An 11,353-nucleotide genomic window follows, 5' to 3' on the forward strand; every position below is an offset into this window, starting at 1 on the left:
AGGCGAACCCACTTGAGTACGGGATCCGGAGCACTTTCCGCCCCCGCACCTACCGCCCACAACCCCCGCAAGTCCTCGATGTTCAGCTCGCTGAAGAACCGGAACTACCGCCTGTTCTTCATAGGCCAGGCCGTGTCCAACACCGGCACCTGGATGCAGCGCATCGCCCAGGACTGGCTCGTCCTCAGCCTCACCGGCTCCTCCGCGGCCGTCGGTATCACGACGGCCCTGCAGTTCCTGCCGATGCTGCTGTTCGGCCTCTACGGCGGCGTCCTCGTGGACCGCCTCCCCAAACGCCCCACGCTGATGGTCACCCAGGTGTCCATGGCCGTCACCGGCCTCGTGCTCGCCGCACTGACGCTCACCGGCCAGGTCCAGGTCTGGCACGTCTACGTCGCCGCGTTCGCCGTCGGCCTCGCCACGGTGGTCGACAACCCGGCCCGCCAGTCCTTCGTCTCCGAGATGGTCGGCCCGGACCAGCTGCAGAACGCGGTCAGCCTGAACTCCGCGAACTTCCAGTCCGCCCGCCTGGTCGGCCCCGCCGTCGCCGGTCTCATGATCACCGGCGTGGGCACCGGCTGGGCGTTCCTCGCCAACGGCCTGTCCTTCGCCGCCCCCCTCACCGGGCTGCTGCTCATGCGCACCCGCGAGCTGCACGTGGTCGAGCGCGCCCCGCGCGGCAAGGGCCAGCTGCGGGAGGGCCTGCGCCATGTCGCCGGCCGCCCCGAACTGGTCTGGCCGATCGTGCTGGTCGGTTTCATCGGCACCTTCGGCTTCAACTTCCCGGTCTGGCTCTCCGCCTACGCCGACGACATCTTCCACGCCGGTGCCGGCAGCTACAGCCTCTTCAACACCCTGATCGCCGTCGGCTCCCTGGGCGGCGCACTGCTCGCGGCCCGCCGCGGCACCGCCCGGCTCCGGGTGCTGACCGCCGCCGCGCTGGCCTTCGGCGCGCTGGAGATCGTGGCCGCGCTGGCGCCGTCGTACTGGCTGTTCGCGCTGCTCATGGTCCCGATCGGGGTGTGCGGGCTCACGGTCAACGTCACCGCGAACACGGCCGTCCAGATGGCCACCGACCCGGCCATGCGCGGCCGGGTGATGGCCCTGTTCATGATGGTGTTCATGGGCGGCACGCCGCTGGGCGCGCCCCTCGTCGGCTGGGTCACCGACACCTACGGCCCCCGGGTCGGCTTCGCCGCCGGTGGCGCGGTGTCGGCCGCCGCAGCCGCCGTCATCGGCCTCGTCCTGGCCCGCACCGGCGGCCTGCGCCTGTCCGTGGGCTGGCACCAAGGCCACCCGCGGGTCCGCTTCGTCCCGCGCGACCGGGAGCAGCTGGCTACGGCGGCGTGATCCTCTGGGGCCCACCCGGGGGGTGCGCTACAGCACCCTCCGGGCCGGCACCTGCCCCACGAAGAACGTCGTCGAGGCCGCCTTCTCGGATCGTGATCGTCATGCCCCCCCCGGCGGGCCCCTCCCGGGTCTGCGATGGTGAGGACATGAGACTCTTCGCCGCGGTGCTGCCCCCGGAGAACGTCATCCATGAACTCGCCGCGACCGTCGCCAAGTTGAAGCAGCTCCCTGGCGCGGAGCGGCTGCGCTGGACCGGCCGGCCCGGCTGGCACTTCACGCTCGCCTTCTACGGCGAGGTGGGCGAGGAGGCCGTACCCGAGCTGTCGGACCGCCTGGAGCGTGCGGTCCGGCACACGGACCCCTTCCCGCTGGCCCTGCGGGGCGGCGGACAGTTCGGGCGCGGACAGGTGCTGTGGGTGGGCGCGGACGGGGACCTGCCGACGATGGGGCGGCTGGCCGACCGCGCGGAGGCCGCGGGCCGGAAGTCCGGCATCGACATGGGCGACCACCGCCGCTACACGGCCCACCTCACGGTGGCGCGCAGCCGGCATCCGGTGCACATGCGGCCGTACGTCGACGCGCTCGCCGAGTTCACCAGCCCGGCCTGGACGGTGGCCGACCTCGTGCTGATGCGCAGCAACCTGCCGAAGTCGGGGGTGGCGGGGGAGCAGCCGCGGTACGAGGCGGTTGCCCGCTGGTCGCTCGGCGGCGTTGGTTAGGCTCGGTCACGTGGACCCGAAAACCCGGAACCGGATCATGGCCGGTGTACTTGTGCTGTTGTTCGTGGTGGTGGCTTTGTCCTCCGCGGTGAAGTAGACGCCGGGGGCCGGGGAACTACGGCCGGCTGTGGCTGGTCGCGCAGTTCCCCGCGCCCCTGTCCTGGGTCTACCAGGCGAAGGCCTCCGGGGACGGCCCCGGCCCCGGGAAGATCTCGTCCAGCCCGGAGAGCAGCTCCTCGCTCAGCTTCAGCTCGACCGCCCGCAGCGCGGACTCCAGCTGCTCGGCCGTACGCGGGCCGACGATGGGCCCGGTCACACCCGGCCGGGTCAGCAGCCAGGCCAGGGCGACCTCGCCGGGCTCCAGGCCGTGCTTGTCGAGGAGGTCCTCGTAGGACTGGATCCGGGCGCGCGCGGCCGGGTCGGCGAGGGTGTCGGCGGCCCGCCCGGAGGCGCGGCGACCGCCCTGGACCTCCTTCTTGATCACCCCGCCCAGCAGACCGCCGTGCAGCGGCGACCAGGGGATGACCCCGAGGCCGTACTCCTGCGCGGCCGGGATGACCTCCATCTCGGCGCGGCGCTCGGCGAGGTTGTACAGGCACTGCTCGCTGACCAGCCCGATGGTGCCGCCGCGCCGGGCGGCGATCTCGTTGGCCTGGGCGATCTTGTAGCCGGGGAAGTTGGAGGAGCCGACGTAGAGGATCTTGCCCTGCTGGACCAGTACGTCGATGGCCTGCCAGATCTCCTCGAAGGGAGTGTCACGGTCGACGTGGTGGAACTGGTAGACGTCGATGTAGTCCGTCTTCAGCCGCTTCAGGCTGGCGTCCACCGCGCGCCGGATGTTGAGGGCGGAGAGCTTGTCGTGGTTGGGCCAGGCCTGCTCGCCGTCGGGGGCCATGTTGGCGTAGACCTTGGTGGCGAGCACGACCTTGTCGCGCCGCTCACCGCCCTTGGCGAACCAGTTGCCGATGATCTCCTCGGTACGGCCCTTGTTCTCGCCCCAGCCGTACACGTTGGCGGTGTCGAAGAAGTTGATGCCCGCGCCCAGCGCCGCGTCCATGATGGCGTGGCTGCCGGCCTCGTCGGTCTGCGGGCCGAAGTTCATGGTGCCGAGGACGAGTCGGCTGACCTTGAGTCCCGTGCGTCCTAGCTGCGTGTACTCCATGGCCATCAGCCAACGGCTTGGAGTGGGCTCTAGGCAAGCAACTTAGTCGCGGGGGAAGTCGTCGGTTTTGAGGGTGAGGTCGACCACGGTGCCGGTCAGGTCGATGTCGGTGCCGAAGTCCACCGACGTCCTCATGGCGTAGTCGCCGTCCTTGGGGTGGGTGTAGACGAAGCACCGTCCTTGGTAGGGATCGGCGATGACGTAGACGGGGACCTCGGCGATGGCGTAGGCGGTCTTCTTCGGGCCGTAGTCGTTGGCGGCCGTGCCGTCGGAGATGACCTCGGCGACGAACTCCACGTCCTGATAACGCCAGCGGCCCTTGTCATCCTTTTTCGCCGAGTCGCTGAGCTTCGCGATGTCTGGGCAGAAGCCGTTCTCGTGGCCCGGGAAGTCGATCCGGACGTCCGAGAACACCCTCACCTTCCTCCCGAACCGGTCCTCGATGGAGAAGAGAATCTCGCGGATGATCTCCCAGTGCGTGTCCCGCTGCGGCGTCATATGGACGTTGCCCCCGACGATCTCGACCCTGAATCCTTCGGGGACGGGCATACGCTCAAGCCGCTCGAACCACTCGTCCAAGCGCTCGGTGTTGGCGTCGGCGTCGGCCATCGCGATCCTGTCTTCAAGGACGGTCATCGTGGCGCTCCTCCCCGGCTGCCCCACGGACGAGTGCAGCCGCGCAGTTCAACGATACGCACGGTGACCAGGAGTCGCCGGAATTAGGTCAACTTGTTCAGGCCACGTACGCCTGTCCGACCCCCCACCCCTCCCACATCGCCCCCGCGAACGCCCCCGCGATCCGGTGCTCCCCGCTCGCGTTGGGATGCGTGCCGTCGTAGGTGTCGGCGTGGATGTCGTACGACTCCGGGGGCGAGGCCAGCAGGATCGGGGAGCGGGGCTCGTCCAGGTCGGCGACCGCCTTGGCGAGCAGGACGTTGAAGCGGTCCACCTGCTCGGCGAAGGGCGGATCCGCCTGCGCCCGTATGTTCGGGATCACCGGCAGCAGGACCATACGTATGTGCGGCTCGGCCTCCCGCGCCCCCGCGACGAAGGCGCGCACGTTCTCCGCCGTCTGCTCGGCGTTCGTGTAGAAGCCCAGATCGATCAGGCCCAGGGAGACCAGCAGCACGTCCGGACGGTGTTCGCGCACCGCCTCCCCGATCAGCGGAGCCATGTGCAGCCACCCCTCGCCCCAGCCGGCGAGGTGGAAGCGGGGGAAGCCGGGGTCGGCGTAGGCGTACGACGTCGGTGCGTCGGCGCCCTTGTCGTACAGCTCCTCGCGCGGTCCGACGAAGGTGAACGGGCCACCGTACGTCCCGCACAGGTGTCGCCACAGCCGGTAGCGCCACGTGTGTTCGCCCGCACTGCCGATCGTCATGGAGTCACCTACGGGCATGAACCTGAGCATCCGCACATCATGGACGATCACGCCCCCCGGTGGCGTGTGAGGCCCACCACGCCCGCCGAACCCCCGGCGGGGATGGCAGGCTTGGGGCATGCGCCGATCGTTCGCTCTCCTCGCCGGGGCCCTTCTCGTGGGCGCGTTCGCCGTGCCCGCCTCCGCCGCGGACGGAGACCAGGGGTTCACGATCAAGGATCCGCGGATCGCCGAGTCCAGCGGCCTGGCCGCCTCCCATCTGCACCCCGGCATCTACTGGACGCACAACGACAGCAACGACGGCCCGTACATCTACGCCGTGGACAGCGCGACCGGGAAGACCGTCGCCACCGTGACGCTGCGCGGCATCGGCTCCCCGCGCGACGCCGAGGCCATCTCCATCGGCCCGGACCACCAGATCTACGTCGGCGACATCGGCGACAACCTCGGCGGCAAGTGGCCGTACGTGTGGATCTACCGGCTGTCCGAGCCGAAGGTGCTGAAGGACCAGACGGTCACGGCCAAGCAGTACGTGGTGAAGTACGCGGACGGGCCGAGGAACGCCGAGTCGCTGATCGTCCACCCGAAGACCGGGCGCGTGTACATCGTCGACAAGAAGGAGGACGGCGGGCACCTCTACGAAGGCCCCGCGACCCTCTCGTCGTCCGGCACGAACGTGTTCAGGCCGGTCGCCACCGTCGACCTCTGGGCCACCGACGCCGCCTTCTCGCCGGACGGGCAACAGCTCGTCGTGCGCGGCTACTTCGGCGGCATCTACTACGACTGGAACGGCGGCCGGATCAAGCGCGAGGGCCGGCTCGACGTGCCCTTGCAGCAGCAGGGTGAGTCGGTCACCTACTCCGCCGACGGTACGAAGCTGCTGTTCGGCAGCGAGGGCGCGGACAGCCCGGTGCAGGTGCAGGACGCTCCGGGCGGCCACGCGGGCAAGTCGCCGTCGGGCAGCGGGAGTTCAGCTGCGGCGGGCGGCGGCTCCGGCGGCGGGAGTGTGAAGGTCGGCGCCGCCGTCGTCGCCGTCGGAGCGCTCGCCCTGTTCGGGCTGCGGAGGCTGCGGCGGAGAGGCTGAGCGGTCACCGGTCGGTGGGCTCCGCCCACTTTCCGGCGGGCGGCTCCTCCCCGCTGGGCCGCAGCTCGTAGTGCAGCGTCCGCGTGCGCATCAGCTTGTGGGTGAGTGGCACCACCACCCCTTGCGCAATGGGGTACTTGTGCCGAAGCAGCTTGGCCGCGTGCTGTTCCTCCGGGCTGCCGTGCTCCAGCAGCCGCGCCCGTGCGTGGATCTGCGGGCCGGTGGGGGCGCCGCGCACGGTGGCGGGGGCGAGTTCCACCTCGGGGTTGTTGCGGATGCGCCTGACCTTCGAGGTGGATGCCGCGGTGCGGACGTAGGCGTGGTCTCCTTCGACGGCGATGTTCATGGGGGTGCCGATGCCGGTGCCGTCCTTCTTGTGGGTCGTGAGGAGGGCGGCGTACTGCTTGATGAAGGGGGCGAGCACGGGGCTCGTACGCGAACTGGTCATACTTCCCATACAGGCATCAATAGCCCCACTTGTCACCCTGACTGGTTCGCCAGGGTCCTGTATGGGAGCGCTCCCGCAAGGGGTGCCCCGAGCAGCGGGCCTGCCGGGGCCGCCCGTCTGCCTCACCGCCTCCCTTGGGGCCGGGCGTCCTTGCGGGGGCGTTCGAGGGTGAAGGTGTCCACGGGGGTGAGGTCGGCGTAGGGGCCGTCGAAGGTGTAGTAGGTGACGTGTATCCGGGTGCGGCCGGTGCGGCAGTCACCGGGGTCCACGTCGAAAGCCGCGAAGCCGTGGGTGTGGACGCGGTCCTGGACGGCGCGCCAGGGGGCGTCCTCGGTGATGTAGACCGGCTTGCGATGGCGGCCCTGCATTTCGGTGCTCAGGTCGACGACGACTCGGCCCTTGTCCTCGTCGAACAGGGCGTCCTGGTTGGTCGCGAAATTGCCGCCGCCCCCGATGATCATGTGGACGGTGCCCTTGCTGCTGTCGATGACATCGGTGTCGGTGGAGACCGGAATCGGGGTGAGGCCCTCGCTCGGCAGGGCACCGCGGACCGGCAGTGACCGCTCGTAGTAGTGCTCGTGTCCGCAGAGCACCAGGTCGACCTCGTACGTGTCGAAGAGCGGGCCCCATGCCTTGCGGATCCCGAGGTCGCTGCCGCTGCCGGTGCGGCTGCTGGAGATCATCGGGTGGTGCATGAAGACCACGATCCAGTCGATCCCGTCGTTCCCGCGTGCCGCCTTCAACTCCCTTTCGAGCCAGCGGCGTTGTGCCCCGTCGGAGTATCCGCTCACATAGGTGTCGCCGGAGTCCTGGATCGCCACGTCGTCATTGGCCAGGCTGATGAAGCGGACGGAGCCGACGGTGAAGGCGTACCACAGGCCCTCGGTCTCGGGATCGGCGGCGGCCGTCGACTCGGGCAGGGTGAAGTAGGTCTGGTAACCGCTCACCCCCAAGGGGCCGTTGCCCTTCTCGTTCTCGCCGTTGCCGACACAGGGCATCCACGGACGCAGCCGCGTCGAACGGCTGTTGCTGATGAACCAGTCCGCCCAGGTCGCGACGCGGTCCTGGCCGATGACGCCGGCCGCACCGGCATAGCACAGGTCGCCGTTCAACAGGTTGAACAGCGGATCGACCCGTTCCACCGCGGCCACGATGTCGGCGGAGGCCGGAGTGCCGGCCTGGGTGCTGGTGTAGAGCGGGTAGCGTCCCGCGGGCGAAGGGGCGGGGGCTCCCGCAGGCCACTCGACGACGCGCCGCAGATTGGGCGTGCCCTGATCGCCGAAGCTGGTGAAGCTGAACGCGGCGCGACCGCGTGGCGCCGTGGTGAACGAACCGCTCTCCGGTACAGCCCCGTCGTGCCCGGCCGAGTACAGGTAGGTGGTTTCCGGCCGCAGCCTGCTGAGGCGGGCGTGGTGGACGTACACCTCCTGTCCGGAGAGCCCGTCGCGGTAGGTGCGGGTCTCGGCGTCGATCACCTGCCCGTCGTCTCCGTCCGGGGAGCCGAGGCGCACCTGCGGGCGGCGTACGGACTGCGGGCTGATCCAGGAGACGGTCATCTCGGTGGCGGGGTCGGCGCCGAACTGGAGGTGCAGCCCTGTCACGCCGGGCGCGCCGAGGCTGCCCGGTGTGCGCTGGAGCAAGGGGAGCGGAGCGGACTGTGAACGGCCGGAGGCTTCAGCGCTCCCCGAGGTGCCGAGTGCGGTGGTGGCCGCGGCAACCGTCGAACCGGTCAGTAGTGATCTACGCGCGATCGGCATGTAACGCCCCCGTCAGATGGTGATGTTGATCTGCGCACCCTAACAACAGGGCACATAATCGCCCGAGTTGGCGCTGGCTGATCAGGCGAAGGCTTGGGGAACACCTCGTGTGCCGTGCGACGGCGGGCGCGACCCCGCACGCGGTCTCCGTGGGCGCGGCGCGCACGTCACAACACACAGGAAAGGCAAGGAGGTTACCCACTCCTTGCCACTCTCAACGTATAGCGCACGGGGGGCCTTGCGGCAAGCCCCCGTTCGTACCGCAGAATCGTCCGCCGAGGCCAGAACCTGCGGGAACGGGAGAGTCACAAAGTGCGTGTGCTGTTGTCTACGTATGGATCGCGCGGGGACGTCGAACCGATGGCGGGTCTCGCGGTGCGGTTGCGGGAACTCGGCGCTGAGGTGCGGGTGTGCGCGCCGCCGGACGAGGACTTCGCTCAGCGGCTGGCCGGTGTCGGCGTGCCGATGGTGCCGGTCGGCCCGTCCGCGCGGGCGCTGACCAAGGCGGCGCTGCCGGCGTCCTCCATCTCCCAGCGCGCGGCCCAGTTGATCGCCGGGCAGCTGGACGCGGTCACCGAGGCGGCCGAGGGGTGTGACGTGCTGGTGGCGACCGGCATGCTCCCGGCCGCGGCCGGTGCGCTGTCGGTGGCCGAGAAGCTGGGCATCCCCTCCGTGTCGGTGACGTTCCAGCAGGTCACCCTGCCCTCGCTCCACCGCCGGCCGCTGGCGTATCCGGGCCGGCCGCTTCCGCCGGAGGTGACCGACAACAAGGTGCTGTGGGACCTGGACGCCCAAACTGTCAACGAGCTGTTCGGCGAGGCGCTCAACATCAACCGGGCGTCGATCGGCCTGCCCCCGGTGGCCGAGGTCCGCGACTACGTCGTCGGCGACCGGCCGTGGCTGGCGACGGACCCGGCCCTGGACCCGTGGCAGGGGATGGCGGAGCTCGACGTCGTACAGACCGGCGCGTGGATCGTGCCGGACGAACGCCCGCTGCCGGATGAGCTGTTGGCGTTCCTGGAGGCCGGCGAACCGCCGGTGTACGTCGGCTTCGGCAGCATGCCCATGCACGCGTCGGGGAACGTCGCCCAGGTGGCCGTCGAGGCGGTGCGCGCGCAGGGCCGCCGTGCGGTGCTCTCCCGCGGCTGGGCCGACCTGACCCTGATCGGCGACCAGGACGACTGCTTCGTCGTCGGCGAGGCCAATCACCAGGCCCTGTTCGGCCGGATGGCCGCCGTCGTGCACCACGGCGGCGCGGGCACCACGACGACGGCGGCCCGGGCCGGCGCGCCTCAGGCGGTGGTGCCCCAGCTGGCGGACCAGCCGTACTGGGCCGGCCGGGTGGCCGAGCTGGGCATCGGCGCGGCGCACGACGGTCCGACCCCGACCTTCGAGTCCCTGTCGGCCGCGCTGAAGACGGCCCTCACTCCCGAGACCCACGCCCGGGCGAGGGCCGTGGCCGGCGCCACCCGCGGCGACGGGGCGGAGGTGGCCGCGAAGCTGCTGCTCGACGCGGCCCCGCGCGCCAAGGACTGAGAGCGACCGTCTTCCTTCGCCTCTCCTCGGTTACCTTCCTCTGCCGCGATCCGTCAGGGCAGTGAAAGCAACACGAAAGCCCGAAGGAGACGGCGATGGAAGCACGTTCGATCACGGCGGCGGTCCCGATGGTTCCGCGGATGTCCGAGGACCCCGCGGAGCTCGTCCCCGAGCTGGCGGAGGTGTCCGCGGCGCTGTTCAGGGCCGCCGGCAACGGTTCGGTACCGCGCTCCACGATCAGCCTGGTCCAGCTGCGCGCCGGCCAGATCGTCGGCAGTACCTACCTGACCGTGCTGCACACGGGCTTCCTGCGCAAGGCCGGGGAGTCGGAGGAGCGGATCACCTCGGTGGCGTCCTGGCAGGACTCGCCGTACTTCACCGGTGCCGAGCGTGCCGCGCTCGCACTGGTGGAAGCCGTGCTCCAGCCGTCGGTGGACGGCGAGCGAGTCTCCGACGAGCTGTACGCGCAGGCAGCCGAGCACTACGAGGCCAAGGCGCTCGCCACACTCATGTTCGCGATCGGCCAGGTCAACTTCTTCATCCCCATAGCGCTCATCGCCAAGCCGGTGCCCGGGCGGTCGTTCACCGACCCGTGGAAGTGAGGCAACCCGCCCAAACGGCCGATCGGGCAAGGGCGCCCCGCGGTACTCCGCGGGGCGCCCTTCACCGTCGTACGACCGGGACAGTGATCAGAGGTTCTCGGATCGGAGCTTCTCGGCTCAGAGCTTCTCGATCACGTAGTCGATGCACCGCGTCAGCGCCTCGACGTCCGCCGGGTCGACCGCCGGGAACATCGCGATGCGCAGCTGGTTGCGGCCGAGCTTGCGGTACGGCTCGGTGTCCACGATGCCGTTGGCGCGCAGCGCCTTGGCGACGGCCGCCGCGTCGATCTCGTCGGAGAAGTCGATCGTGCCGATGACCTGGGAGCGCTTGGCCGGGTCCGAGACGAACGGGGTGGCGTACTTGCTCTCCTCCGCCCAGGAGTACAGGCGGGTGGACGAGTCCTTCGTGCGGGCCGTGGACCAGGCCAGGCCGCCCTGGCCGTTGAGCCACTCCAGCTGCTGGTTGAGCAGGAAGAGGGTGGCGAGGGCCGGGGTGTTGTACGTCTGGTTCTTGCGGGAGTTGTCGATCGCCGTGGGGAGGCTGAAGAACTCCGGGATGTGGCGGCCGGACGCGTGGATGCGCTCCGCGCGCTCGATCGCGGCCGGGGAGAAGAGGGCGATCCACAGGCCGCCGTCGGCGGCGAACGACTTCTGCGGGGCGAAGTAGTAGACGTCGGTCTCGGCGACGTCGACCGGGAGGCCGCCCGCGCCGGAGGTGGCGTCCACGAGGACGAGCGCGCCCTCGTCGGCGCCGGCCACGCGCTTGATCGGCATGGCGACACCGGTGGAGGTCTCGTTGTGGGTGTAGGCGTAGACGTCGACGCCCGCCTCGGCCTGCGCCTCGGGGTGGGTGCCGGGGTCGGTGGCGATGACGGTGGGCTCGGCCAGCCAGGGCGCGAGCTTGGCGGCCTTGGCGAACTTGGAGGAGAACTCGCCGAAGCTGAGGTGCTGGGACTTGTTCTCGATCAGACCGTGGGTGGCGATGTCCCAGAAGGCGGTGGAGCCGCCGTTGCCCAGGACGACCTCGTAGCCGTCCGGGAGGGAGAACAGGGAGCTGATGCCTTCGCGGACCTGGCCCACCAGGTTCTTGACGGGCGCCTGACGGTGGGAGGTGCCCATGAGGGAGGTACCGGTGGCGGCGAGGGCGTCCAGCGCCTCGGTCCGCACCTTGGAGGGGCCAGCGCCGAAGCGTCCGTCGGCGGGCTTGATGTCAGCGGGGATCTGGATGTCGGCCACGAGTCGGAGGGTATCCGCTGGGCGAAACGGGACGGAACCGTGTCCGTCGGATGAGACAAGATCGCCGGTGCCGTGGACCTG

The 11,353-nt window shown here is 70.1% G+C and carries 11 protein-coding genes; 5 read left to right on the forward strand and 6 right to left on the reverse strand.

Going from position 1 to position 11,353, the window contains the following annotated elements; translation table 11 throughout:
- The first annotated feature begins 12 nt into the window (after positions 1-12).
- Together ACWD35_RS09600 and thpR are read left to right on the forward strand one after the other, a co-directional pair.
- Positions 13-1,350, forward strand: coding sequence for an MFS transporter (locus ACWD35_RS09600; RefSeq protein ID WP_451350602.1), 1,338 nt, complete (start codon positions 13-15; stop codon positions 1,348-1,350).
- A 146-nt stretch (positions 1,351-1,496) separates the two neighbouring features.
- Entirely contained in the window at positions 1,497-2,069 is a 573-nt protein-coding gene (gene thpR / locus ACWD35_RS09605; RefSeq protein WP_451350603.1) for an RNA 2',3'-cyclic phosphodiesterase, read from the forward strand.
- A gap of 166 nt (positions 2,070-2,235) precedes the next feature.
- Here thpR and ACWD35_RS09610 read toward each other — a convergent pair whose 3' ends face one another.
- From ACWD35_RS09610 to ACWD35_RS09620, 3 genes are all read right to left on the reverse strand, one after another.
- Complete coding sequence (locus ACWD35_RS09610; protein WP_451350604.1) at positions 2,236-3,231, reverse strand: aldo/keto reductase; 996 nt, start codon at positions 3,229-3,231, stop codon at positions 2,236-2,238.
- Positions 3,232-3,273: 42 nt separating this feature from the next.
- The gene (locus ACWD35_RS09615; RefSeq protein ID WP_451350605.1) at positions 3,274-3,867 is read right to left on the reverse strand and encodes a Uma2 family endonuclease; all 594 of its coding nucleotides are present in this window, start codon (positions 3,865-3,867) and stop codon (positions 3,274-3,276) included.
- 97 nt (positions 3,868-3,964) lie between these two features.
- Positions 3,965-4,639 carry an SGNH/GDSL hydrolase family protein gene (locus ACWD35_RS09620; protein ID WP_451350606.1) on the reverse strand — a complete coding sequence of 225 codons (675 nt, stop codon included), beginning with the start codon at positions 4,637-4,639 and terminating at the stop codon, positions 3,965-3,967.
- Positions 4,640-4,727: 88 nt separating this feature from the next.
- Between ACWD35_RS09620 and ACWD35_RS09625 the strand changes: the two genes are divergently transcribed.
- Positions 4,728-5,693: a WD40 repeat domain-containing protein gene (locus ACWD35_RS09625; RefSeq protein ID WP_451350607.1), complete on the forward strand. Its 966-nt coding sequence runs from the start codon at positions 4,728-4,730 to the stop codon at positions 5,691-5,693.
- Between the two features lie 4 nt (positions 5,694-5,697).
- On the opposite strand, the gene ACWD35_RS09630 is transcribed toward ACWD35_RS09625, so the two are convergent.
- Positions 5,698-6,141 carry a PPOX class F420-dependent oxidoreductase gene (locus ACWD35_RS09630; RefSeq protein WP_451350608.1) on the reverse strand — a complete coding sequence of 148 codons (444 nt, stop codon included), beginning with the start codon at positions 6,139-6,141 and terminating at the stop codon, positions 5,698-5,700.
- A gap of 122 nt (positions 6,142-6,263) precedes the next feature.
- Positions 6,264-7,898 (reverse strand): purple acid phosphatase family protein, encoded by a 1,635-nt coding sequence (locus ACWD35_RS09635; protein ID WP_451350609.1) that lies wholly within the window; start codon positions 7,896-7,898, stop codon positions 6,264-6,266.
- 360 nt (positions 7,899-8,258) lie between these two features.
- On the opposite strand from ACWD35_RS09635, the gene ACWD35_RS09640 reads away from it, so the two are divergent.
- Both ACWD35_RS09640 and ACWD35_RS09645 read left to right on the forward strand, forming a co-directional pair.
- Positions 8,259-9,434: a glycosyltransferase gene (locus ACWD35_RS09640; protein ID WP_451350610.1), complete on the forward strand. Its 1,176-nt coding sequence runs from the start codon at positions 8,259-8,261 to the stop codon at positions 9,432-9,434.
- 95 nt (positions 9,435-9,529) lie between these two features.
- On the forward strand, positions 9,530-10,036 hold the full coding sequence (locus tag ACWD35_RS09645; RefSeq protein ID WP_451350611.1) for a carboxymuconolactone decarboxylase family protein: 507 nt from the start codon (positions 9,530-9,532) through the stop codon (positions 10,034-10,036).
- Positions 10,037-10,153: 117 nt separating this feature from the next.
- Here ACWD35_RS09645 and serC read toward each other — a convergent pair whose 3' ends face one another.
- Entirely contained in the window at positions 10,154-11,272 is a 1,119-nt protein-coding gene (serC, locus tag ACWD35_RS09650) for a phosphoserine transaminase (RefSeq protein WP_451350612.1), read from the reverse strand.
- Positions 11,273-11,353: the final 81 nt, after the last annotated feature.

The organism is Streptomyces sp. NPDC002671, assembly GCF_053592475.1.